The sequence below is a fragment of the Massilia sp. HP4 genome, assembly GCF_005222695.1.
Lineage (GTDB): Bacteria > Pseudomonadota > Gammaproteobacteria > Burkholderiales > Burkholderiaceae_D > Telluria.
This window is the reverse complement of sequence record NZ_STGG01000064.1, coordinates 77,338-99,493: the sequence shown is the minus strand read 5'-3', so window position 1 is coordinate 99,493 and position 22,156 is coordinate 77,338. Positions and strand designations below refer to the sequence as shown.

At 64.4% G+C, this 22,156-nt stretch carries 23 protein-coding genes; 12 read left to right on the top strand and 11 right to left on the bottom strand.

Annotated elements, in window-relative coordinates:
• The first annotated feature begins 5 nt into the window (after window positions 1-5).
• Both prpF and E8M83_RS23280 read left to right on the top strand, forming a co-directional pair.
• On the top strand, window positions 6-1,208 hold the full coding sequence (prpF, locus tag E8M83_RS23285) for a 2-methylaconitate cis-trans isomerase PrpF (protein WP_137175737.1): 1,203 nt from the start codon (window positions 6-8) through the stop codon (window positions 1,206-1,208).
• Window positions 1,209-1,405: 197 nt separating this feature from the next.
• Complete coding sequence (locus E8M83_RS23280) at window positions 1,406-3,592, top strand: EAL domain-containing protein (RefSeq protein ID WP_307721866.1); 2,187 nt, start codon at window positions 1,406-1,408, stop codon at window positions 3,590-3,592.
• Here the strand turns inward: E8M83_RS23280 and xth are convergent.
• On the bottom strand, window positions 3,589-4,356 hold the full coding sequence (gene xth, locus E8M83_RS23275) for an exodeoxyribonuclease III (RefSeq protein ID WP_137175735.1): 768 nt from the start codon (window positions 4,354-4,356) through the stop codon (window positions 3,589-3,591). The two genes, E8M83_RS23280 and xth, sit on opposite strands and share 4 nt — an antisense overlap.
• A 456-nt stretch (window positions 4,357-4,812) precedes the next feature.
• On the opposite strand from xth, the gene E8M83_RS23270 reads away from it, so the two are divergent.
• The 3 genes from E8M83_RS23270 to E8M83_RS23260 all read left to right on the top strand — a co-directional run bounded on the left by E8M83_RS23270 (window position 4,813) and on the right by E8M83_RS23260 (window position 5,908).
• Window positions 4,813-5,160, top strand: a complete 348-nt coding sequence (locus E8M83_RS23270; RefSeq protein ID WP_137175734.1) for a hypothetical protein — start codon at window positions 4,813-4,815, stop codon at window positions 5,158-5,160.
• Between the two features lie 22 nt (window positions 5,161-5,182).
• Complete coding sequence (locus E8M83_RS23265; RefSeq protein WP_137175733.1) at window positions 5,183-5,383, top strand: DUF1653 domain-containing protein; 201 nt, start codon at window positions 5,183-5,185, stop codon at window positions 5,381-5,383.
• A gap of 72 nt (window positions 5,384-5,455) precedes the next feature.
• Entirely contained in the window at window positions 5,456-5,908 is a 453-nt protein-coding gene (locus E8M83_RS23260) for a hypothetical protein (RefSeq protein ID WP_229491840.1), read from the top strand.
• Between the two features lie 61 nt (window positions 5,909-5,969).
• Here the strand turns inward: E8M83_RS23260 and E8M83_RS23255 are convergent, their stop codons facing one another.
• The gene (locus E8M83_RS23255) at window positions 5,970-7,463 is read right to left on the bottom strand and encodes a leucyl aminopeptidase (protein ID WP_137175732.1); all 1,494 of its coding nucleotides are present in this window, start codon (window positions 7,461-7,463) and stop codon (window positions 5,970-5,972) included.
• A gap of 64 nt (window positions 7,464-7,527) precedes the next feature.
• Between E8M83_RS23255 and lptF the strand changes: the two genes are divergently transcribed.
• The 3 genes from lptF to E8M83_RS23240 are packed head-to-tail and all read left to right on the top strand — an operon-like array spanning window position 7,528 to window position 10,246.
• Entirely contained in the window at window positions 7,528-8,685 is a 1,158-nt protein-coding gene (gene lptF, locus E8M83_RS23250; RefSeq protein ID WP_137175731.1) for an LPS export ABC transporter permease LptF, read from the top strand.
• Window positions 8,682-9,866, top strand: coding sequence for an LPS export ABC transporter permease LptG (lptG, locus tag E8M83_RS23245; protein WP_137175730.1), 1,185 nt, complete (start codon window positions 8,682-8,684; stop codon window positions 9,864-9,866). The genes lptF and lptG overlap by 4 nt, the downstream gene beginning before the upstream one ends.
• Window positions 9,866-10,246, top strand: a complete 381-nt coding sequence (locus tag E8M83_RS23240) for a sirohydrochlorin chelatase (RefSeq protein ID WP_137175729.1) — start codon at window positions 9,866-9,868, stop codon at window positions 10,244-10,246. The genes lptG and E8M83_RS23240 overlap by 1 nt, the downstream gene beginning before the upstream one ends.
• Before the next feature lie 66 nt (window positions 10,247-10,312).
• Here E8M83_RS23240 and E8M83_RS23235 read toward each other — a convergent pair whose 3' ends face one another.
• From E8M83_RS23235 to E8M83_RS23200, 8 genes are all read right to left on the bottom strand, one after another.
• Window positions 10,313-10,744, bottom strand: coding sequence for a MarR family winged helix-turn-helix transcriptional regulator (locus tag E8M83_RS23235; RefSeq protein WP_137175728.1), 432 nt, complete (start codon window positions 10,742-10,744; stop codon window positions 10,313-10,315).
• Window positions 10,741-11,658: an alpha/beta fold hydrolase gene (locus tag E8M83_RS23230; RefSeq protein WP_137175727.1), complete on the bottom strand. Its 918-nt coding sequence runs from the start codon at window positions 11,656-11,658 to the stop codon at window positions 10,741-10,743. Before E8M83_RS23230 ends, E8M83_RS23235 begins: the two co-directional genes overlap by 4 nt.
• Before the next feature lie 92 nt (window positions 11,659-11,750).
• Window positions 11,751-12,470, bottom strand: coding sequence for a uroporphyrinogen-III C-methyltransferase (gene cobA / locus E8M83_RS23225; protein WP_137175726.1), 720 nt, complete (start codon window positions 12,468-12,470; stop codon window positions 11,751-11,753).
• A 26-nt stretch (window positions 12,471-12,496) separates the two neighbouring features.
• Window positions 12,497-13,825, bottom strand: a complete 1,329-nt coding sequence (locus E8M83_RS23220) for a sulfate adenylyltransferase subunit 1 (protein ID WP_137175725.1) — start codon at window positions 13,823-13,825, stop codon at window positions 12,497-12,499.
• Window positions 13,825-14,760, bottom strand: coding sequence for a sulfate adenylyltransferase subunit CysD (gene cysD, locus E8M83_RS23215; RefSeq protein ID WP_137175724.1), 936 nt, complete (start codon window positions 14,758-14,760; stop codon window positions 13,825-13,827). Before cysD ends, E8M83_RS23220 begins: the two co-directional genes overlap by 1 nt.
• A gap of 29 nt (window positions 14,761-14,789) precedes the next feature.
• A complete protein-coding gene (locus tag E8M83_RS23210; protein ID WP_137175723.1) occupies window positions 14,790-15,506 on the bottom strand; it encodes a phosphoadenylyl-sulfate reductase in 717 nt (238 codons plus the stop codon).
• Window positions 15,507-15,517: 11 nt separating this feature from the next.
• Window positions 15,518-16,075, bottom strand: a complete 558-nt coding sequence (locus E8M83_RS23205; RefSeq protein ID WP_137175722.1) for a DUF934 domain-containing protein — start codon at window positions 16,073-16,075, stop codon at window positions 15,518-15,520.
• Window positions 16,068-17,756, bottom strand: coding sequence for a nitrite/sulfite reductase (locus E8M83_RS23200; protein WP_137175721.1), 1,689 nt, complete (start codon window positions 17,754-17,756; stop codon window positions 16,068-16,070). Before E8M83_RS23200 ends, E8M83_RS23205 begins: the two co-directional genes overlap by 8 nt.
• A 193-nt stretch (window positions 17,757-17,949) precedes the next feature.
• On the opposite strand from E8M83_RS23200, the gene E8M83_RS23195 reads away from it, so the two are divergent.
• From E8M83_RS23195 to E8M83_RS23180, 4 genes are all read left to right on the top strand, one after another.
• On the top strand, window positions 17,950-18,888 hold the full coding sequence (locus E8M83_RS23195; protein WP_137175720.1) for a CysB family HTH-type transcriptional regulator: 939 nt from the start codon (window positions 17,950-17,952) through the stop codon (window positions 18,886-18,888).
• An 11-nt stretch (window positions 18,889-18,899) separates the two neighbouring features.
• Window positions 18,900-19,580, top strand: coding sequence for a class I SAM-dependent methyltransferase (locus tag E8M83_RS23190; RefSeq protein WP_137175719.1), 681 nt, complete (start codon window positions 18,900-18,902; stop codon window positions 19,578-19,580).
• An 11-nt stretch (window positions 19,581-19,591) separates the two neighbouring features.
• Window positions 19,592-20,062, top strand: a complete 471-nt coding sequence (locus E8M83_RS23185) for a YaiI/YqxD family protein (protein WP_137175880.1) — start codon at window positions 19,592-19,594, stop codon at window positions 20,060-20,062.
• 71 nt (window positions 20,063-20,133) lie between these two features.
• On the top strand, window positions 20,134-20,793 hold the full coding sequence (locus tag E8M83_RS23180; protein WP_137175718.1) for an N-acetyltransferase: 660 nt from the start codon (window positions 20,134-20,136) through the stop codon (window positions 20,791-20,793).
• 161 nt (window positions 20,794-20,954) lie between these two features.
• Here the strand turns inward: E8M83_RS23180 and E8M83_RS23175 are convergent, their stop codons facing one another.
• Window positions 20,955-22,151 carry a cation:dicarboxylate symporter family transporter gene (locus E8M83_RS23175; RefSeq protein ID WP_137175717.1) on the bottom strand — a complete coding sequence of 399 codons (1,197 nt, stop codon included), beginning with the start codon at window positions 22,149-22,151 and terminating at the stop codon, window positions 20,955-20,957.
• Window positions 22,152-22,156 lie beyond the last annotated feature (5 nt).

Here is a 22,156-nt window from a genome sequence, read left to right as displayed (position 1 = left end):
CGAACATGACCCATATCGCACAAATCAGGATAGCCGCCACCTATATGCGCGGAGGCACCAGCAAAGGCGTGTTCTTCAAGCTCGATGACCTGCCCGAATCGACCCGCGTGCCCGGCGCCGCGCGCGACGCGCTCCTGCAACGCGTGATCGGCAGCCCCGACCCCTACGGCAAGCAGATCGACGGCATGGGCGGCGCCACCTCCAGCACCAGCAAGGCCGTGATCGTCGAGCGCAGCACGCGCCCCGACCACGACGTCGACTACCTGTTCGGCCAGGTCTCGATCGACAAGCCCTTCGTCGACTGGAGCGGCAATTGCGGCAACCTGTCGGCCGCGGTCGGGCCGTTCGCCATCGCCAATGGCCTGGTCGACCCGGCCCGGGTGCCGCGCGACGGCGTCGCCGTGGTGCGCATCTGGCAGGCGAACATTGGCAAGACCATTGTCGCCCATGTGCCGATGACCGGCGGCCAGGTGCAGGAGACCGGCGACTTCGACCTCGATGGCGTCACCTTCCCGGCGGCCGAGGTGCAGCTGGAATTCATGGATCCGGCGGCCGAGGAAGAGGGCGCCGGCCAAGGAGGAAACACGGCGATGTTCCCGACCGGGAACCTGGTCGACGAGCTGGACGTGCCCGGCGTCGGCAGCCTGCGCGCGACGATGATCAATGCCGGCATCCCGACCATCTTCATCGAAGCCGGCGCGCTCGGCTACGATGGCACCGAGCTGCAGGACGCGATCAATGGCGATGCGCGCGCGCTGGCCATGTTCGAGACCATTCGCGCCCACGGCGCACTGCGCATGGGCCTGATCGCGAGCATCGAGGACGCGGGCAAGCGCCAGCACACGCCCAAGGTGGCCTTCGTCGCCAGGGCGGCCGGCTACGTCTCGTCCAGCGGCAAAGAGGTCGCGCAGGGCGACGTCGACCTGCTGGTGCGCGCGCTTTCGATGGGCAAGCTGCATCACGCGATGATGGGCACGGCGGCGGTGGCGATCGGTGCTGCCGCCGCCGTGCCCGGCACCCTGGTCAACCTCGCGGCCGGCGGCGGCGAGCGCACGGCAGTGCGCTTCGGCCATCCTTCCGGCACCCTGCGGGTGGGCGCCGAGGCAATCGAGCAGGGCGGCGCCTGGAGTGTCAGCAAGGCCATCATGAGCCGCAGTGCGCGGGTCTTGATGGAGGGCCGGGTATGTGTGCCGGGTAATGCGTTCTGAATCCCAGGTCACTATCAGTTCAGCTGTCGCTTTCTCGCTTCAAGCAGTGCCGTGACTAACCGTTCCGGGGTATCATGATTGCCGAGTTGCAATTCGGCAACTCATCGCAACCCTCACAATAGCCGCGCCAGTAACGACCGATGGATGGATTCTCGACACTGCACTTACCTGACGTTGCGGACGCCGGCCGTCCAGAGTTGGAGCTCGCCACCCTGCGGCGCATGGTGCGCGAGCAGTACGCCGTGTTCGAAAACGCGCCGGTTGGCATCGTCGTCACCTTGCCCGGGCAGATCCGTTCCTTCAATCCACGCGCAGGCGAGATGTTTGGCTACTCTTCGCACGAAGTCGGTTCAATCGCGCCGATGGAGATCTGCGTGTCGACCGGGGATTACCAGCGCCTGATCGCCGAAGCGTTCGCGGTGCTGGGCAGGGGCGGCCTGTTCGAGAAGAGCGAGCAGCAGTTCCGGCGCCGCGACGGCAGCACCTTCTGGGCGCGGCTGCGCGGCTGCGCCGTCGAACCGGGCAAGCGCGCCGCCGGCACCATCTGGATCGTCGAGGACGTGACCGAGGCGCGCCAGGCCCTGAGCGAAGTGCAGGCGATCATGACCAATGCCTCGATCGGCATCATGTTCACCCGCAACCGTGTGATCCGGCGCGCCAACCCTGCCTTCTGCCAGATGTTCGGCTATGCCGCCGGCGAGGCGATCGGGATTTCCACGCGCTCGCTGTACCCTGACGAAACCGCCTACCGCCAGCTCGGCGCCGACGCCTATCCGCAACTGGCCTGCGGGCTGTCGTTCCATACCGAACGCACCCTGGTGCGCAAGGACGGTAGCAAGGCCTGGGTCCAGATGATCGGCTACCAGGTCAATGCCAGGGATCCCGACAAGGGCACGATCTGGATGCTCGAAGACCGCACCCGCGAGCGCAGCGACGAGCAATCGCTGCGCGAGGCGGCCGACGCGATCCGCCGCGCGCGCGACGAACTCGAGGTGCGGGTGGCCGAGCGCACCGCCGAACTGGCCGGCGCCAATGCCCTGCTGCAGGAAGAGATCAACGAGCGGCGCCAGGCCGAGGCGCGCGTGCACCACATGGCCTACCACGACAGCCTGACCGGCCTGCCCAACCGCGCCATGCTGTCCGAGCGGCTCGACGCCGCGATGCGCGTCGTGGCCTCGGGCGACAAGCTGGAGCAGGGCGAGAAGCTGGCGCTGCTGTTCCTCGACCTCGACCGCTTCAAGAATATCAACGACTCGCTCGGCCACATGGTCGGCGACCAGCTGCTGCGCAACGTCGCCCTGCGGCTGGTGACTGCGGTGCGGCCCGGCGACCTGGTCGCGCGGCTCGGCGGCGACGAGTTCGTGGTGTTGATGCCGGCGATCGCCGGCGCCGAGGATGCCGCCCGGGTCGCCGACCGCATCATCGCCGCGCTGTCGATGGCGTGCCAGATCGACGGCCGCACCCTGCACATCTCGCCGTCGATCGGGATCTGCCTGTATCCGGACGACGGGGTCGACGTCGAAACCCTGATGCGCCACGCCGACGCCGCGATGTACCAGGCCAAGGCGGCCGGCCGCAACAATTACCAGTTCTTCACCGAGCGCATGAACCTGGCGGCGTCGCGCCATTTCGAGCTCGAATCGAACCTGCGCGGCGCGCTGGCGCGCGCCGAGTACGAGCTCTATTTTCAGCCGATCATGTGCACCGAAACGCGCCGTCCGCGCGCGCTCGAGGTGCTGCTGCGCTGGCGCCGCAACGGCGTGCTGGTGGGGCCGGACGAATTCATCCCGATCCTCGAGGAGAGCGGCATGATCATGGAGGTCGGCGAGTGGGTGATCCGCAGCGCCTGCGTCCAGGCGATGGAGTGGCAGCGCGAAGGGCTGGACGTGGTGCCGCTGGCGATCAACCTGTCGGCGCGCCAGTTCATGCACCAGGGCCTGGTCGAATCGATCCGCCGCATCGTCGAGGAAACGGGGATCGCGACCAGCCTGGTGGAGTTCGAGATCACCGAGACCGCGCTGATGCAGCACGGCGGCCAGACGCTCGAGATCCTGCGCCAGATGAATGCGATGGGGATCTGCCTGTCGATCGACGACTTCGGCACGGGTTACTCGAGCCTGGCCTACCTGAAGCGCTTCCCGGTGCGCAAGATCAAGATCGACCGCGCCTTCGTGCGCGAACTCGAAGCCAGCGCCGAGGACCGGGCCATCGTGGCGGCGGTGATGGCGCTGGCCAACAGCCTGCAGTTGTCGGTGGTGGCCGAAGGGGTCGAGACCGAGGGGCAGTATGCCTTGCTGCGCTCGTTCGGCTGCCAGTATGCGCAGGGTTACCTGTTTGCGCGGCCGTTGCCGGCCGAGCAGGTGGCGCGGTTGCTGGCGGGTTAATCGGCCAGGGTCGCCACCACCGGCGCATGATCCGACGGCTGTTCCCACTTGCGCGTCTCGCGGTCGATATGGCACGCGGTGCAGCGCTCGGCCAGCTTCTTCGACAGCAGGATGTGGTCGATGCGCAGGCCGCGGTTGCGGCGGAACGCCATCTGGCGGTAATCCCACCAGCTGTATTGCTTCTCGGGCTGGTCGAACAGGCGGAACGCATCCGACAGGCCGAGCGCCATCAGTTCCTGCAGGGCGGCGCGCTCGGGCAGCGAGAAGTGGATGCGGCCTTCCCATTCGGCCGGGTCATGCACGTCGCGCGCTTCGGGCGCGATATTGTAGTCGCCGAGGATCGCGAACTGCTCGTGGGCGGCCATCTCGGCCGCTACCCAGGTGCGCAGCGCCTCCAGCCAGGCCAGCTTGTACGCATATTTATCGGAACCGACTTCCTGCCCGTTCGGCACATAGGCGCAGATGACGCGCACGCCGTTGACGGTCGCCGCCAGCAGGCGCTGTTGCGCGTCTTCGTAATGGGGATTGTTCCTGACCACGTCCTCGATCGGGTACTTCGACAGGATGGCGACGCCGTTATAGGTCTTTTGCCCCGAGAACGCGACCTGGTAGCCGGCCGCGTTCAGCTCGGCCAAGGGGAACTTGTCGTCGGTTAATTTGGTCTCCTGGATGCAGAGCACATCGACTGGATTGGCTCGCAACCATTGCAGCAGGTGCGAGAGGCGGACTTTCAGGGAATTAACGTTCCAGGTAACTAATTTCATTGTTCTATGTGTGTCATGGTAGAGTGTTGGCTGTAACATACTGTTGTGCAGCCAAGTTGCTTGCTAACCAGCTATTATTACCGGGTTCGGAGCTGCCAGTGGCGGCGCCGCTCTTCCCAAGGGAAGACGCGGGGCGGCCGGCTTGGTAGGATCGCAACAGGTGATAGTAAAATTGATTAATAGATTGCCAAAGAGTATTGCTCCAGTGCCGGGTCAGGACTATAACCATGAGCGGGTCGGCGCGATACGAACGAACTCGGTAGAGTGAGTTTGTTGCTTTTCGGTAATAAGAAAATTGCGTAGGTGCAACTTACATTGTACCATTAGCGTATCGTGAAACAGGTTCGGTCAGACCACACGGTTGTCGCAGACCATCGACGTACGGTAGTGGTACTATTGTGAAATATTCGGTTTCACGAGTTAATAATCCGAACGCAGATTTGAAAAAGGACAGAAATGCGCAGTGCATTTGAAGCGTGGGCCCAGCGTGAGGGCCACATCGTTCGCCGCCGCGAAGACAAACCCGAGGAATACCTCGTTTTCGAAACCCAGCGTCGTTGGGTGATCTGGCAGGCGGCACTGGCGCATGGCGCCAAGGCCGCGGCCGACACGCCATCGAAGTTCGCCAAGGATGGCAGCCCGACGCCCGCGATCGCCCAGGACGAAGCAGCCGTGCGCAACCGCGTGCTGAACGAAGTGCTGGACGCCTTCAGCGAACTGGACGAGACCGCCGGCATGGAAGGCGTGCTCAAGGTCATCCAGGGCCTGAAGAAAAAGCAGAAGGCCGAGGCCGAAAAGGTCTGATCCCGGCCTGGACAAGCACCCCATGCGTTACCGCCATTACAAGGGCGGCATCTACGAACTGGTGTGCGAAGCGGTGCTCGAAGCCGACCACACACACGTGGTCGTCTATCGCGGCCAGGATGGCGTCGTGTGGGTACGGCCCCGTGACGCCTTCTTCGAGACGGTGACGGTCGACGGCGTGACGTCGCCGCGCTTCACCCTGCTCGACGCGCCGTCTGCCTGAGCACCGGCGGGCAGGGCTTCAGTTTATCGGCGCTGCTGCCGTTAAAGAGGTATCTGCCTCTTGATGCCCGCCATGCCGTTTCCATCTCGCCCGTTTGCCGTCGCCGCCGTTGCCGCCCTGTTGGGCGGCTGCGCGACCATGTCCGAATCCCCCGTGCAGCAGCTCGAGGTGCGCGCCGTGCTCGACTATCGCGAGATCGGCGGGGTCGGTTGCATCCTCAGCAATGACGTCGGCCGCTGGTACATGATCGCGCCGGGCCGCGTGACCGTCACCCGCAGCAGCCAGCCGATCTCGATCAGCTGCAAGAAGGGCTCCGCCGCTACCGCCGCCGAAGTCATACAGGCCCGCCTCGATACGAGCAACTTGATGGGCAACCTCGTCATCAGCGCCGGTCTTGGGTATTTCGTCGACCGCCATTCGGGCGCGGGCTATGGCTATCCGGCCATCCTGACCGTGCTGATGGAGCCGGCCGCGCCGCCGCCGGAAGCGGCGGGTGCGACGCCGGTCGCCACGCGCGTGTTCTGATCCACCAAATGAAACAGCCCCGCATGCGGGGCTGTCGTCATTTCAATGCCTCGGGCGCGGCTCAGACCCGATTCATCAGGAAGGTCGTCAGCAGCGGCACCGGACGGCCGGTCGCGCCCTTGTTCGCGCCCGATTTCCAGGCGGTGCCGGCGATGTCCAGGTGGGCCCAGGTGTACTTGCGGGTGAAGTTCTCCAGGAAGCATGCCGCGGTGATCGAGGCCGCGCCCGGGGTGCCGATATTGGCAAGGTCGGCGAAGTTCGACTTGAGCTGGTCGTTGTAGATCTCGCCCAGCGGGAGGCGCCAGGCCACGTCGCCAGCCTGCTTGCCGGCGTCCAGCAGCTCGGTCGCCAGTCCGTCATGCGCCGCGTCGTCGCGGGTGAACAGGCCGCTGGTATGGTGGCCCAGGGCCACGATGCAGGCGCCGGTCAGGGTCGCGATGTCGACCACGGCGGCCGGCTTGAAGCGCTCGGCGTAGGTCAGGGCGTCGCACAGGACCAGGCGGCCTTCGGCATCGGTATTCAGGATCTCGATGGTGGTGCCGTTCATCGCGGTGACGATGTCGCCTGGTTTGCTCGCGCGGCCCGACGGCATGTTCTCGCAGGCTGCCACGATGCCGACCACGTTCAGCTTCAGGCCCATCTCGCCGATCGCGCGGAAGGTGCCCAGCACCGAGCCGGCGCCGCACATATCGTACTTCATCTCGTCCATGCCAGGACCGGCTTTCAGCGAGATGCCGCCGGTATCGAAGGTGATGCCCTTGCCGACCAGGACCACCGGCGCATCCTTCGACTTGCCGCCGTTGTGCTTGAGGACGATGAACTTCGGCGCTTCGTCGCTGCCCTTGGTCACCGACAGGAAGCTGCCCATCTTGAGCGCTTCGAGCTGCTTGCGTTCCAGGACTTCGATGTCGAAGCCGTAGTCGACGGCCAGCTTGCGCGCGGTGTTGGCCAGGAAGGTCGGCGTGCAGACGTTCGGCGACAGGTTGCCCAATTCGCGGGTCAGGTTCATGCCGTTGGCGATGGCCGCGGCCTGGGTCAGCGTGGCCTTGTCCAGGCCGGCCGCCGGGGCGGCGACGACGATCTTGCGCACGCCGGTGATGGCTGGATCCTTCTTGCTCTTCTGGCCGTCGGTACGGAATTCGGCGTCGCTGGCGCCGATCACCAGTGCGCGCAGCGCCCAATTGGCGTCGCGCTCTTTCACGCTGTCGAGCGGGAATGCGATAATGGCGTCCGCCGCGCCCAGGGTCGAGAACACCTTCAGTGCGGCGGTGACGCCGGTGGCGAAGCTTTTCTCGCTCACGGTTTCATCGGCGCCCAGGCCGACCAGCAGCACGCGCGCAGCAAGGACACCGGCCACGCCGCGCAGCAGCAGGGTCGAACCCGGCTTGCCGCTGATGTCGCCCGACTTGAGTGCGGCGCTGATGTCGCCGTTCACGTCGAGTGCTTTTGCCGCAGCCGACAGTTTCTTGTTCTCGAACACCGCTACCGCCACGCAGCCGGTTTTCGCAGCGGCCAGGGTGTTTTTTGTGTCGAATGCTTTTATGCTAAAGTCCATTTGGTTCTCCGGTTCGATGTTTGGCGGCGGACTGCCTAATCTGCAATTATAACGACTCTATTGAATGATCTTCCGACGTTCCCTGCAACGTGAACTGGCGAGCGCCGCAGGCGCTACTTTCACGGTGCTGTTTTCCATCCTCGTCACCTGGACCCTGATTGCCATTCTCGGCCGGGCTGCGGGCGGCAAGGTGGCATCCGGCGACGTGCTGGCGCTGATCGTATTCCGCAGCGCCGAGCTTTTGCCCATCATCCTGATCCTCACGTCCTTTATCGCCGTGGTCGCGACCATTACGCGCAGCTACCGCGATTCCGAGATGGTGGTCTGGTTCGCGTCCGGTCAATCCCTCCTGGGGTGGATCCGGCCGGTGCTCACGCTGGGCCTGCCGATGGTGGCCCTGGTGGCCGCGCTGTCCTTCGTCGTCACGCCCTGGGCCAAGATGCAGAGCGCCGAATTCGTCGAGCGCTTCCAGAAGCGCGAAGACCTGCAGCGCGTGGCGCCGGGCCAGTTCCGCGAATCGAGTTCGAGCGACCGCGTGTTCTTCGTCGAGCGCAGTGCCGAAGGATCGACCGTGGTGCAGAATGTGTTCGTCGGCGGTGTCGACGGCGACAGCCACTCGGTCGTGGTGGCCAAGCAGGGCGTGATCGAATCGGACGACAAGGGCGGCCAGTTCCTGGTGCTCAGCAATGGCCGCCGCTACGAGGGCGTGCCGGGCCAGGCCGATTTCCAGACCATGGAGTTCGAGCGCTACAGCATGCGCGTGGCGACCCAGGCGCCGATGATCGGCGCCGACGTGCCGGTGGCGGCGCTGTCCACGCCGACGCTCCTGATCGCGCCGAACCGCTTTACCCAGGCCGAGCTGCTGGCCCGTATCGCGGCGCCGATCACCTGCCTCGTGTTGATGCTCCTGGCCATCCCGCTCGGATTCGTCAACCCGCGCGCCGGTTCCTCGGCCAACCTGATCATCGCCTTGCTGATCTTCTTTACGTATAACAACCTGGTGCGCCTGTCCGAGGCCAGCGTCAAGCAGGGCAAGGTGGCCTTCGCCATGGGCTGGTGGCCGCTGCACCTGGCCGCGCTGCTGGTGGTCGTGGGCCTGTTCGCCTGGCGCCTGAACGTGAATCACCGTTATCACCCGCTGGTCTTGATCAGTGCCTTCAAGCGTCGGCGCATCCTCAAAAGTATGCCGGTGACCAAGCGCGAGGAGGCGCGGTCGGAATGAAGATCCTCGAGCGCTATTTCGCCGTCAATATTTTCCAGGCGGTGGCCTTCGTGCTGGCCGCCTTCCTGGCCCTGGTCGCCTTCATGGACCTGACCAGCATCCTGCCCTCGGTCGGCAAGAACGATTTCGGCATGCAGCACGCCTTCCTGTACGTGCTGCTGCTGGTGCCGGGCAATGTCTATCAAGTGATGCCGGTGGCGGCGCTGATCGGCACCATCTATACGATGGCGCAGTTCGCATCGAGCTCCGAATTCACCATCATGCGCGCCTCGTCGATGTCGACCCGCCAGGCCGCCATGATCCTGTTCAAGATCGGCGCGATCTTCGTCCTGATCGCCTTCGTGTTCGGCGAACTGATCACGCCGCGCACGGCGCCGATCGCCGAGCGCATGCGCCTGACCGCCAAGGGCGGCTCGGTCTCGGCAGAGTTCCGCTCGGGCATGTGGACCAAGGACAGCGTGCACGCAGAAGGCGTGCGCGGCAATATCACCGGGTCGCGCTTCTTCAATGTGCGGCGCATCGCGCCCGATGGCCAGCTCGAGGACGTGCGCCTCTACGAGTTCGACAACAATATGCGCATGCGTTCGATCGTCACGGCGGCGCGCGGCACGTATGGCGGCAACAATACCTGGCGCCTGACCGACGTCACCGAGACCATGTTCACCAATAGCCGCGAGCTGGCGGCTCCCGGTTCGGCGGTCCCGGCCGGGCAGACCATCCAGAGCACCTACGGCCAGGAAACGGCCGCCGTCGCGACCCGCAAGCTGGCCACCTACGAACTCGCGTCCGAGATCACGCCCAAGATCCTGTCGGTCTCGCGCTCCGACCCCGAGCGCATGTCGGCCGCCGAGCTGGCCGTGTACACGCGCCACCTGGCCGAGAACCGGCAAGAAACCGAGCGCTTCAAGGTCGCGTTCTGGAAGAAGGTCGTCGATCCGTTCTCGATCTTCGTGCTGATGGCGCTGGCGCTGCCGTTCGCCTACCTGCACACGCGCAGCGGCGGCGTCAGTCTCAAGATCTTCATCGGCATCATGATCGGCGTGAGCTTCCTGCTGATTAACTCGCTGTTCTCGCACCTGGGCGTACTGACCATCCTGCCGGCCTTCCTGACGGCGGTGGCGCCGAGCATGCTGTTCCTGCTGATGGCGCTCGGGGCGCTGTGGTGGGTGGAGAGACACTGATGAACCGTGGATTGATCCTGTTTGCCCACGGCGCGCGCGCCGCATCGTGGGCCGCGCCGTTCGAGCGCCTGCGCGACGCCACGCAAGCGCAGGCGCCGGCCTGCGAGGTGGCGCTGGCCTTTCTCGAGCTGATGACGCCCAGCCTTCCGGACACGGTAACGGCGATGGTCGCGCGCGGCATCGACCGGGTGACCGTGGTGCCGGTATTCCTGGGGCAAGGCGGACACCTGCTGCGCGACCTGCCGGCCCTGTGCGACACCATCCGCGCCGCGCATCCGGGATTGACGCTCGACGTGGTCGGCGCCATCGGTGAGGATCCCGGCGTGCAGCGCGCCATGACCGATTATTGCGTGGCGGCGCTCGATTCCCAGAACGACTAAGCGCGCCTGACAGGAATGCTCGCTAAAGACAGCTTACGGGTGGCAATCCACGAAATTGGGTTGCCACTAAAGCTCCAGGTCGCTGACATGGGATAGCCAGCGCGCAACGATCGCCAATTCTTCGCCCGAGAAGCCGTCGCTTATCCGCTTGTTCAGCTCCTTGAGCATCTCCCTGCTTTGTCCGCTTGCACTTTCGCCGGCTTGCGTCAGCCGCAGTCTGGTCACGCGTCTGTCACCATGGTCGGCAATCCGTTCGACCAGCCCAGCAGCCTCCATGCGCTTGGACAGGTTGGTCGTTGCGGCTGGCGCTACCTGCAATGCTTGCGCAATCTCGCCAATGGTAGTCTGGTTGCGCGACGCCAGCAGGAAAAGAAGCCCGACCTGTGCTGTGCTGATTCCTTCCCAGGTTCCCGGCCTGGTTTCGGTCCAGCGCTGCAGTCTTCGCTGTGCTTGATTCAGTAGAAAAACAAAGCGAGGAGATTTGACCTCTTTACTCATACCGTCTCCTGTTTCGTTCGCAAGTCATCGACCAGGCCGGAAGGGACGCCATTAATATGCTCGGCTTGTTCCAGTAACCAGGATCCGACCCGAGGCCATAAGCGTTCCGAAGGTTTGCGGAAGAACCCCATGTGCCCAATGGCTTGCATGTCGGCGTGGCGCGGTGCAATCTGATGCCGCTCAATCCTTGCGTTGGCAAGTGGCGCGATGAGCATGCTGATCGCGTCTGGATTGGCCCACGGATCGTCGTCGAAGCCCAGCACGAGAAGTGGTATCTGCACTTGCGACATGCGCCGCGCGGCGTCCATGGCTGGATCATCAAAAAAATAGCACGGCAGCGTGGTCCAGCGGCTCCATTGAAGCATCACATCGCGCGGCAAGTCCTCGCCAAGCCCGAGTTTACTTCCTGGCATATAGCCCAGCACCGCGCACAGCAGCGGGGCGAGGACGCGCATGACGATCCAGACCTTGGTTCGTTCTGTCACTGAGTTGATTGTCGCAGTCACGCCAGCATGGGAAGCGACGAGCACGGCTGCGCGTAGCGAGTTCGTATCCGATGATAGAGCAAGGGCATGCCCTCCCAGGCTGTGCCCGACAGCGAGCAATGGTAGAGCGGGAAAGCGTGCAGCCGCCCAGCGCGTGACTGCGCCCACATCGTCGTCTATCCAGTCGGACATCGAAACCGTGAAGCCGCGCAAACTGGCAGGCCGCGACCGTCCTGTGCCACGGTAATCATAGGTTGCGACGTTTAACCCGAGTTCCGACAGGTAGCGCGCGAAGGGTTCGTAATAGCGTTGCGGGATCCCTGTCCCGGGGTGCAGAAGCACGACCGCCTTTGCTCCAGTCGACGTCCAAAGGCTACCTTCGATGTTGCCACGTACGGGATGCGTGATGTGGAAGGATTCTGGATGCATTGAATTCGCCATTTAGTTAACGTGTTAACTAAATTAGCATGACTGAGGGCGTGGTACAAGTTATTAAGCAACGGAAGATCCTGCCAAGTGTGCTAAGCCGCCTGGTGCTCGCGCCTGGCGAGCGCCTCGCCCATCATCACCAGCACCGGGCCGTGGCCCGGCTCGAGGCCGAGCGCGAGGTCGCTGAGGGTCAGGCGCAGGATGCGCTCGTCGGCGCGGCTGCAGTTTTCGACCACCACCACCGGCAGGTCGGCGCGGCGGCCTTCGGCCAGCAGCCGTTCAGCGGTGGCGGCGGCTTCGCGGCCGCCCATGTACTGGACCAGGGTGTCGGTTTCGGGTAAGGCAGGATGGTCCGGCTCGTCCGGCGCCGTGCTCGACGTAAAGAAGGCGACGCTGCGCGCCAGCCCGCGTTTCGTCAACGGCTGCTTTGTTGCAGCGGCGGCGGCGACCGCGGTGGTAATGCCGGGAACGACGTCGACCTCGATGCCTTGCGCTTCCAGTGCGCGCAATTCTTCGTCGGCGCGCCCGAACAGCATCGGATCGCCGCCTTTGAGGCGCACCACGAGGGCATGGCGTCGCGCGCAGTCGACCAGCTGTTCGTTGATCAGCGTCTGCGCCATCGAGCGCTGGCCCGAGCGCTTGCCGACCGAGATCTTCTCGGCCCGCACACAGAGCTCGAGCATCTCGGGCGTGACGAGGGCGTCGTACAGCACCACGTCGGCCTCGGCCAGCAGGCGCGCGCCGCGTACCGTGATGAGGTCGGCCGCGCCGGGTCCGGCTCCTACCAGATACACTTTTCCCAGCGCCGCCATGAATTCAACCCCGTCCTCTTAAAACATTACTCTTCGATGCGGATCATACCCGCTGCGACGGTCTGGTGGGTGACTTCGTCGATCAGGATGAAGGCGCCGGTGGCGCGGATGTCGGCGTAGGCGTCGGCCGCCAGCGGCTGCTGCACGGTCAACTGCACGCGCGCGATATCGTTCAGCTTCAGGCCCTCGGCAGGATGGCGCTGTTGCGTGTTGACGTCCAGGATCGTGTCCAGGCGCGCCACCTTGGCCGCGGTCTGGCGCGTGCCGTGCTTGATCCAGTACTTGCGGCGCAGGTCCAGCGGCTCGTCGGCCATCCAGCACACGTCGGCCGTCACCTGCTTGAGGAGTAGCGCCGGCTGCTCGCTGCCGGCCAGCATGTCGCCGCGCGAGACGTCGACGTATTCGTTCAGCACCAGGGTCACCGACTGGCCGGCCACGGCCGATTGCAGCGAGCCGTCGAAGGTGACGATCTCTTTCACGGTCGCGCCCTGGTTCGATGGCTGCACGAGCAGCTTGTCGCCGACCTTGACCACGCCCGACTCGATACGGCCCATATAGCCGCGGAAGTCGTTCGCCTCATGGCCGTTGTGGCGCGCCACCAGCTGCACCGGGAAGCGGAACGGCGCGGCGTGCGACTGGTCGTAGACCGACAGCGATTCGAGCAGCTCGATCAGGGTCGGGCCGTCGTACCAGGCCAGCTTGTCCGAGCGCTCGACGACGTTGTCGCCGGCCAGCGCCGACAGCGGGATCGCGGTGACGTCCTTCAGGCCCAGCGAAGCGGCGAATTGTGCGTACTCGGCCACGATACGCTCGTAGACGGTGCGATCGTAGTCGACCAGGTCCATCTTGTTCACGGCCACGATCACATGCTCGATCTGCAGCAGCTTGGCGATGGTCGAATGGCGCTTGGTCTGGGTCAGCAGTTCGACGCTGCCGTCGTCGCCCAGCTTCACCTTCGACACGTCGATCAGGATGATCACGGCGTCGGCGGTCGAGGCGCCGGTGACCATATTGCGGGTGTACTGCTCGTGGCCCGGGGTGTCGGCGATGATGAACTTGCGCTTCGGCGTCGCGAAATAGCGGTAGGCCACGTCGATCGTGATGCCCTGTTCGCGCTCGGCTTCCAGGCCGTCGGTCAGCAGCGACAGGTCGATGGTGTCGCCCACGGTGCGCTTGTGCTTGGCGCGCGAGACGGCGGCCAGCTGGTCGGCGAAGATGCCCTTGCTGTCGAACAGCAGGCGGCCGATCAGGGTGCTCTTGCCATCGTCCACCGAGCCGGCGGTGATGAAGCGCAGCAGGGTGGAACCCGCTTGTTCGTTCAATTTTTCAGCGATGTTGTCAATGCGGGCGTTCATCAGAAGTATCCTGCTTTCTTGCGTTTTTCCATCGAGGCTTCGGAGGTCTGGTCGTCCATCCGGGTCGCGCCGCGTTCGGTCACGTCGGTGATGGCCGTCTCGGCGATGATGCGGGCCACGGTATCGGCGCTTGATGCCACCGGGCAGGTGCAGGAGATGTCGCCCACGGTACGGAAGCGCACGACGCGGTTCTCGACCGTCTCGCCTTCGCGCGCCGGGGTCAAGGGCGTCAGCGGCACCAGCAGGCCGTTACGCGGAATCACCTCGCGCTGGTGGGCAAAGTAAATCGACGGCAGCGCCAGCTGTTCGCGGGCGATGTATTGCCACACATCGAGCTCGGTCCAGTTCGAGATCGGGAACACGCGCATATTCTCGCCCGGGTGCACGCGGGTGTTATACAGGTCCCACAGCTCGGGGCGCTGGGCCTTCGGATCCCACTGGCCGAATTCGTCGCGGAAGGAGAAGATGCGTTCCTTGGCGCGGGCCTTTTCTTCATCGCGCCGCGCGCCGCCGATGCAGGCGTCGAAACCGTGTTCGGCGATGGTTTCCAGCAGGGTGACGGCTTGGGCCGCATTGCGCGAATCCGTTTGCGGATTGCGCAGGCGCACCGTGCCGCGCTTGATCGAGTCTTCGACGCTGCCGACGATCAGGCGCTCGCCCAGTTCTGCTGCGCGGGCGTCGCGGAAGGCGATCACCTCGTCGAAGTTGTGGCCGGTGTCGATGTGCACCAGCGGGAAGGGGAATTTACCCGGGCGAAAAGCCTTTTCTGCCAGGCGCAGCAGGACGACCGAGTCCTTGCCGCCCGAGAACAGCAGGGCGGGATTGCTGCATTCGGCCGCCACTTCGCGCAGGATGTGGATCGCTTCGGATTCGAGCGCGTCCAGGTGGGCGGCGTTGACGTCGCTGAGTACTACGTTGTCGCTAACAGTTGTCATGGCTGTGCCTGTCGTTTATTGGGCGTGGCTCAAGCGGCCACGGATTTGATGCGAATGAGTTTGCCGTCCACCACGTGCAGGCCGCATTCCTTCGACTCGGGGTTTTCCCACCACCAGCGTCCGGCGCGCACGTCCTCGCCCGGCTGGATGGCGCGGGTGCACGGTTCGCAGCCGATCGACGGATAACCGCGGTCGTGCAGGGCATTGTAGGGCACGTCGTTAGTGCGCAGATAATCCCAGATATCCTGCTCGCTCCAGTCGGCCAGCGGATTGAACTTCTGCATGCCGTGGCCCTGGTCGTCCTCTTGCACCGCCAGTTCGGCGCGCGTCGTCGACTGCGCGCGGCGCTGGCCGGTAATCCAGGCGCGCTTGCCGGCCAGGGCGCGGCCCAGCGGCTCGACCTTGCGGATGCGGCAGCATTCCTTGCGCATCTCGACGCTGTCATAGAAAGCGTTCAGGCCGTGGTCGGCGACGTAGCGCTCGACTGCCTGCGGCTGCGGGCGGTACAGCGCGATGTCGTAATCGTAGTTTTCCTTTACCCGATCGATCATCGACAGCGTCTCGGCATGCAGGCGGCCGGTCTCGAGCGAGAAGATCGCGATCGGCAGTTTCGCCTTCAAGATCAGGTCGGTCAGCACCATGTCTTCGGCCGCCAGGCTCGATGCGAACACGGCGGGCGTGAAATCGCGGGCAATACGGGTCAGTATCGCGTGGGTTTCAGCCACGCGATGATGCAGGTCGCTCATGGTAAAAGCTCCTAGATGCCGGCGCCGATGTCGCGGTGTTCGGCCGGCGTGTCGCGTGGTACCCGACGGAACAGCGGGATCGGATTGTCGACCGTCGCCTGGTAGGTTTCCGAGAACACCGACAGGCCTTTGACGGCGTCGTGGATGCTACGGTCTTGCCGGGTGGCGTAGGCGTCGAAGCCGCAGCGCGCCATCTGGAACAACTGGTCGCGCAGCACGTCGCCGATCGCGCGCAGTTCGCCGGTCCAGCCGAGGCGCTTGCGCAGGTTGTAGGCGATCGAATAGCCGCGGCCGTCGGTAAATTTCGGGAAATCGATGGCGATCACGGCAAAGCGGTGCAGGTCGTCCTTGAGCACCGCGGCGTTTTCGTCTGGCGCCAGCCACACGCCCAAGTCGGCCCGGTCGGCCAGCACATTGCGCTGGGCCAGCCACACGGCCAGCGGCACGATGATCTTGCCGGCCGGGACCTCGACGGTGTCAGCCGTTTGTCCCTCGTCAAGCGTCAGGACGCTCCAGTCGTCGTCGACCACTTCGCGACCCTTGATGATGTGCGGGTGTCGATTAAGCATAGTGGTCTTCTCCTACCAGTTCGCCGGCCGGGATCGGCGTGGCATACACGTGTTCCTTGAATGGGGCGACGCCCAGGCGCTGCGCGGTGTCGACGAAGCGCTCACCTTCGATGCGACAGCGGACATAGACTTCGAGCAGGCGGCCAATGACTTCTGGCATCTGCACCGCCGAGAACGACGGGCCGATGATCTTGCCGATGGCAGATTGATTGCCTTGGGCGCCGCCGATCGAGACCTGGTACCACTCGCTGCCATCCTTGTCGACGCCCAGCACGCCGATATTGCCGACGTGGTGGTGGCCGCAGGCATTGATGCAGCCCGAGATATTCAATTCGATGTCGCCGATATCGTGCTGGAAGTCGAGGTCGTCGAAGCGCTCGGCGATGGCGGCTGCGATCGGGAGCGATTTCGCATTCGCCAGCGAGCAATAGTCGCCGCCAGGGCAGGCGATGATGTCGGTCAGCAAGCCGATATTCGGCGTTGCCATGCCTTTCGACTTGGCCAGCTGCCACACGTCGAACAATTTGCCTTGCTCGACATCGGCCAGCACCAGGTTTTGCTCGTGAGTCACGCGCACCTGGGCAAAGCTGAAGCGGTCGGCCAGCTCTGCCACGAAGTCCATCTGCTCGGCGGTGGCGTCGCCCGGCGGCACGCCGGTTTTCTTGAGCGACAGCACGACGGCGGCATAGCCCGGCACCTTGTGCGGCTTCACGTTACGGTTGAGCCAGTTAGCGAAGGCGCGATTATCAGGTTGGGAGGCAGCGACGTCGGTATCGGCCAGTTCGCGATAGGCATGCGGCTGGAACCATTTGGCGACGCGGTCGAATTCTTCTTGCGTGAGGGTCTCGGGACCATCCTTCAGGTCGGCCCATTCTGCCTCTACCTGGCGGGTGAATTCCTCGACGCCCAAGGCCTTGAGCAGGATCTTGATGCGGGCCTTGTATTTGTTGTCGCGGCGGCCGTGGGTGTTATACACGCGCATCACGGCTTCGGTATAGGTCAGCAGGTGCTTCCAGGGCAGGAAGTCGCGGATCACGCTGCCCAGGATCGGGGTGCGGCCCATGCCGCCACCGGCCATGAACTTGAAGCCGACTTCGCCGGCCTCGTTATACACGACGGTCAGGCCGATATCGTGCACGGCGATCGCGGCGCGGTCTTCCAGGGCGCCATTGATGGCGACCTTGAACTTGCGCGGCAAGGCCAGGAATTCTGGGTGGAAAGTACTCCACTGGCGAAGGATTTCGGCGAACGGGCGCGGATCGATGATCTCGTCGGCCGCCACACCGGCGAACTCGTCGGTGGTAATGTTGCGGATGCAGTTGCCCGAGGTTTGGATCGCATGCATCTCGACCGAAGCCAGGTCGGTCAGGATGTCTGGCGTGTGCTCGAGCTCGATCCAGTTGTACTGGATGTTCTGGCGCGTGGTGAAATGGCCGTAGCCGCGGTCATACTTGCGGGCGATATGGGCGAACATGCGCACCTGGCTCGAGGACAGCAGACCGTAGGGCACGGCCACGCGCAGCATATAGGCGTGGCGCTGCATGTACAGGCCATTCTGCAGGCGCAGCGGCAAGAATTCTTCTTCCAGCAATTCGCCGGAGAGGCGGCGGGCGACCTGGTCGCGATACTGGGCGATGCGCTCGCGCACGATGAGGTGGTCGTAATGGTCGTAGCGGTACATATGCTGGGTCCGTGCTGTGTCCGTGTAGGGAGGCGGATGGTGTTCGCCCATTAAATAATGTCCCGATGATACGGAGCTAAGCTTATATTCCAAACTACGGATAATTTATTTGCTTATATACGTAACCCGAATAAGCATCTTAGAATGTCGTTCGCACTCACCCCGATGCTTAATTTGCAACAATAATTATCAAATGAATCTCCACCAACTGCGCTTCGTGCGCGAAGCCGTGCGCCAGAACTACAATCTGACCGATGCCGCCAAGGCATTGTTCACTTCGCAGCCCGGGGTCTCGAAGGCCATCATCGAGCTGGAAGAAGAGCTGGGCGTCGACATCTTCACCCGCCACGGCAAGCGCATCCGCGGCCTGACCGAGCCGGGCCGGCTGGTGCTGCAGTCGGTCGAGCTGATCATGCAGGAGATCGACAGTTTGAAGCGCATCGGCAAGGAGTACGCGGCCCACGACAGCGGCAGTTTCACGATCGCCACGACCCACACCCAGGCGCGCTATATGTTGCCGAAAGTGGTGCAGGGCTTCATGCAGAAGTATCCGAAGGTGCGCCTGTCGCTGCTGCAGGGCAATCCCAAGCAGATCGCCGACATGGTCAAGAACGACCAGGCCGACCTGGCGATCGCTACCGAATCCATCACGGCCATCGACGGCCTGATCACCTTGCCGGCTTACCAGTGGGAACACGTGGTGGTGGCGCCGCCGGATCACCCGCTGTTCAAGTCGCGCGCGATCTCACTGGAAGAGATCGCTACTTACCCCGTGATCACGTATGATGCCGCCTTCGCCGGCCGCAGCAAGATCGACCACGCCTTCAGCCTGCGCAGCCTGAAGCCGGACGTGCTGCTGGAAGCGATCGACGCCGACGTGATCAAGACCTATGTCGAGCTGGGCATGGGCATCGGCATCATCGCCGGCATGGCCTTCGACCCCGAGCGCGACCGCAACCTGCGCGCGCTGCCGGTCGGCCACCTGTTCGGCATGAACACTTCGCGCGTGGCGATCAAGCAGGGCGCCTATCTGCGCAGCTATATCTATACCTTCATCGAACTGCTGACGCCGACGCTGACCCGCAAGATGGTCGAGTCGGCGATGCGCGGTGGGGAAAACTACGAACTGTAATGGAATCAAAGATGGACAAGCATACCGCAGTGAACCCGACGATCGCCTATTACGACGGCATCGCCGCCCACTACGACAACGCCGCCACCGAATATTCGGAAGAGCAGCTGGAAGACCTGGACGAGGCGCGCGAGCAGCTCTCCACCTTGCTGAGCGGCCATCGCATCCTGGAACTGGGCTGCGGCACCGGCGCCTGGACCGAGGTGCTGGGCGAAACCGCCGCATCGGTGCTGGCCACCGACGCCAGCGTGGCCATGCTCGACCTGGCGCGCATGCACGGCGAAGAGCTGGACAATGTCGACTACCGCCTGCTCGATGCGCTGGCGCTGCCGGACGACCTGGGCAGTGGAGAGGACAAGTTCACGGCGGTATTCATGGCCGGCCTGTGGTCGCGCCTGACGCGCGACCAGCAGGAATCCCTGCTGCTGTCGCTGAAAAAACGCCTGGGCAAGGACGTGCTGCTGGTGATCTTCGACGACGACTACGTCGAAACCGAGAGCGCCACCATCGCCCGCACCGATTTGCAGGGCAATACCCATGAATACCAGCTCGACGCCGAAGGCAACCGCCACGAGCTGGTCAAGAACTACCCGACCGACAGCTACCTGCGCAAGCGCCTGGACAAGGTTGGCCGCGAAATCAAGATCGCGCGCTGGGAATTCTATTGGGTGCTGACCTGCCGGCTCAAGTAATGCCGCAAGACCTGCACATCTGGGTCGACGCCGACGCCTGTCCCGGCGTCGTCAAGGACATCCTGTTTCGGGTCGCCGAGCGCCTGCAGCTGAACGTCACGCTGGTCGCGAACCAGCTGATCCGGGTGCCGGGCTCGCGTTTCATCCGCGCGCTGCAGGTGCCGGCCGGGCCCGACGTGGCCGATGCCGAGATCGTCGAGCGCGTGAACCGTGGCGACATCGTCGTGACCGGCGATATTCCGCTGGCCGCGCTGGTACTGGACAAGGGCGGACTGCCGCTCAATCCGCGCGGCGAGTGGTACACGAAAGACACCATCGCCCAGCAATTGACGATGCGCGCCTTCATGGAAGAGCTGCGCGGCAGCGGCGTCGATACCGGCGGCCCGGCCGCCTTCAGCCAGGCGGACCGCCAGAATTTCGCCAATGCGCTCGATCGCCAGCTGGCAAGGGCCAGGCCGCGTCCGGCGAGTGGCCAGAGCTAACCAACACATAGTGATGTGCGCACGATAGAGTTGCGTTGTTGATAATAATGTTGTTTTTGTTATAATCAAGCATGACCCGTCCCCGCTATGGCATCCGTTCTCCTGACAGCACCGATGGCCGCAGCGGCGCCAGCCTGCTGATCGAGCGCATGTACGCCTGGCGCGGCTATCGGGGCGCCGGCCTGGATGCCGACGACCCGCACCGCATCACCCTGACCGCGGCCGATGGCGACGAGGTGGTAGGCACGCTGACCATCGGCGTCGACGCCGGACATGGCCTGATGGCCGACCATATGTACAAGGACGAGCTGGACGTGTTCCGGCGCGATGGCGCGCGCCTGTGCGAAGTCACCAAGCTGGCCTTCGATCACACCGGCCAGTCCCGGCATGCGCTGGCCAGCGTATTCCACCTGGCCTTCATCTACGCGCGCGAAATGCATGGTTGCACCGACGCGGTCATCGAGGTCAATCCGCGCCATCGCCGCTTCTACCAGCGCATGCTCGGGTTTCGCCAGGTGGGCGAGCTGAAGACGAATGCGCGGGTGAATGCGCCTTCCTACCTGCTGCACGTCAGCCTGGCCTATGTGGCGCAACAGGTCGCGGCGGTCGGTGGGTCCTTCAGCCGCGGCGTCGATATTGGCGCGCGTTCCTTTTATCCCTATTTCTTCTCGCCCGAGGAAGAGCGCGGCATCGCTGCGCGCCTGCTGCAGGACGGGACTGACACCAAGTAAATCCTCGTTAATCACCGTGCCTGGCGCGCTGGTATTCGAGAATATGTGCCTGAAATCCCGACCTGGACGCGGTGTCGGAAGAATTGGGAGCTTCGCTGCGGGACCTGTGCCCGGGACAGGCTTCGCGGTAATACCGTGTCCGCGCATCCCGGCACAGCGCCCTAACTACGCAAGCCGAGTTCGCGCCGCGCCGCCGCGCGATCGAGCCCGCCCACGCAGGCGGCCAGGGCGATGCAGGCGACGCCATGGCCGATCACATTGGTCAGGAGCCGGCACTTCATGGTGCGGTCGATGCCGAGCAGGATCGCCACCATGTCGAGCGGCACGATGCGCAGCACCGACACGGTGGTCGCCAGGGTGGCGAAGCCCGATCCGGCGACGCCGATGGCGGCCCGGCTGGTCAGGAGCGCGACCCCGATCATGGCAAGCAGCTGTTCCACGCCCAGCGCAACCTGCGCTGCCTGCGCCAGGAATACCAGCGCCGCGCCGATGTACACATAGGTGCCGGACAGGTTGAACGAATACGACAACGGCAGCACGACGGCCGTCAGGGCCCGCGGGCAGCCGAGGCGGTCGAGCTTGAGCGCCAGCGGCGTCAACCCCGCCATCGACGATCCCGTCGCCGCCACCAGCACCAGCTCGTCGCGCAGGTAGGCGACCAGGCGCAGCAGCGGCATGCCGGCCAGGCGCAGCGCCGTGCCCAGGCCGATGATCACGAACAGCAGGCTGGCCAGGTTGACCGCGACGATGAAGGCGAGCAGGGGCAGCAGGGCGTGCGCGCCATACCGGCCCACCGTGTACGCCACGGCGCTGAAGGCGGCCAGGGGAGAGAACAGCAGCAGCAGGTTGATCGCGCGCAGCAGGAACGCGCGGCAGCGCTCGATCGCATCGCCCACCCGCGATGCCGCGCAGGCACGTACCAGCAGGCCCACGGGTATCGCGAACAGCAGGAGCACGACGTTCACATGCAGCGCGGTCAGTCCGGAAACGCGGTCGAGGCTGACGCGCGGCGTCGCCGCCACCGCCGCGCCCGGGCCCGGGTACAGCGCGGTGCCCGGTTCCAGCAGCCAGGCGGTGAGCATTCCGAGCACCAGCGACAGCAGCGACATCGCGGCGAAATACAGCGCCGCGACCATGCCGAGGCGTCCGAGCCGTAGTCCATGGCGCGCGTCGGCGCTGCTCGCGGCCAGCATGCACACCAGCAGCGGCAAGGCCAGCCAGCCGAGCAAGGTGACGAAGACCTCGACCAGCGGCTTGAGGCGGAGCGCCCAGGCCGGCGCCACCAGGCCGACGACGATGCCGGCGAAGACCGCGCCGACCAGGACTCGGGAAGAGCGCAGGGCGCCAGCGCCGCGCATCGCCG

Bases quoted from the DNA above. Each gene is read 5' to 3' on its own strand.
- cobA (WP_137175726.1), bottom strand. From the start codon at position 12,470: ATGGCGGCGCTGGGAAAAGTGTATCTGGTAGGAGCCGGACCCGGCGCG.
- prpF (WP_137175737.1), top strand. From the start codon at position 6: ATGACCCATATCGCACAAATCAGGATAGCCGCCACCTATATGCGCGGA.
- E8M83_RS23265 (WP_137175733.1), top strand. From the start codon at position 5,183: ATGCGTTACCGCCATTACAAGGGCGGCATCTACGAACTGGTGTGCGAA.
- E8M83_RS23175 (WP_137175717.1), bottom strand. From the start codon at position 22,151: ATGCGCGGCGCTGGCGCCCTGCGCTCTTCCCGAGTCCTGGTCGGCGCG.
- lptG (WP_137175730.1), top strand. From the start codon at position 8,682: ATGAAGATCCTCGAGCGCTATTTCGCCGTCAATATTTTCCAGGCGGTG.
- E8M83_RS23195 (WP_137175720.1), top strand. From the start codon at position 17,950: ATGAATCTCCACCAACTGCGCTTCGTGCGCGAAGCCGTGCGCCAGAAC.
- E8M83_RS23180 (WP_137175718.1), top strand. From the start codon at position 20,134: ATGACCCGTCCCCGCTATGGCATCCGTTCTCCTGACAGCACCGATGGC.
- E8M83_RS23255 (WP_137175732.1), bottom strand. From the start codon at position 7,463: ATGGACTTTAGCATAAAAGCATTCGACACAAAAAACACCCTGGCCGCT.
- E8M83_RS23240 (WP_137175729.1), top strand. From the start codon at position 9,866: ATGAACCGTGGATTGATCCTGTTTGCCCACGGCGCGCGCGCCGCATCG.
- E8M83_RS23205 (WP_137175722.1), bottom strand. From the start codon at position 16,075: ATGCTTAATCGACACCCGCACATCATCAAGGGTCGCGAAGTGGTCGAC.
- E8M83_RS23230 (WP_137175727.1), bottom strand. From the start codon at position 11,658: ATGCATCCAGAATCCTTCCACATCACGCATCCCGTACGTGGCAACATC.
- E8M83_RS23210 (WP_137175723.1), bottom strand. From the start codon at position 15,506: ATGAGCGACCTGCATCATCGCGTGGCTGAAACCCACGCGATACTGACC.
- E8M83_RS23235 (WP_137175728.1), bottom strand. From the start codon at position 10,744: ATGAGTAAAGAGGTCAAATCTCCTCGCTTTGTTTTTCTACTGAATCAA.
- cysD (WP_137175724.1), bottom strand. From the start codon at position 14,760: ATGACAACTGTTAGCGACAACGTAGTACTCAGCGACGTCAACGCCGCC.
- E8M83_RS23270 (WP_137175734.1), top strand. From the start codon at position 4,813: ATGCGCAGTGCATTTGAAGCGTGGGCCCAGCGTGAGGGCCACATCGTT.
- E8M83_RS23190 (WP_137175719.1), top strand. From the start codon at position 18,900: ATGGACAAGCATACCGCAGTGAACCCGACGATCGCCTATTACGACGGC.
- E8M83_RS23260 (WP_229491840.1), top strand. From the start codon at position 5,456: ATGCCGTTTCCATCTCGCCCGTTTGCCGTCGCCGCCGTTGCCGCCCTG.
- E8M83_RS23200 (WP_137175721.1), bottom strand. From the start codon at position 17,756: ATGTACCGCTACGACCATTACGACCACCTCATCGTGCGCGAGCGCATC.
- E8M83_RS23220 (WP_137175725.1), bottom strand. From the start codon at position 13,825: ATGAACGCCCGCATTGACAACATCGCTGAAAAATTGAACGAACAAGCG.
- lptF (WP_137175731.1), top strand. From the start codon at position 7,528: ATGATCTTCCGACGTTCCCTGCAACGTGAACTGGCGAGCGCCGCAGGC.
- xth (WP_137175735.1), bottom strand. From the start codon at position 4,356: ATGAAATTAGTTACCTGGAACGTTAATTCCCTGAAAGTCCGCCTCTCG.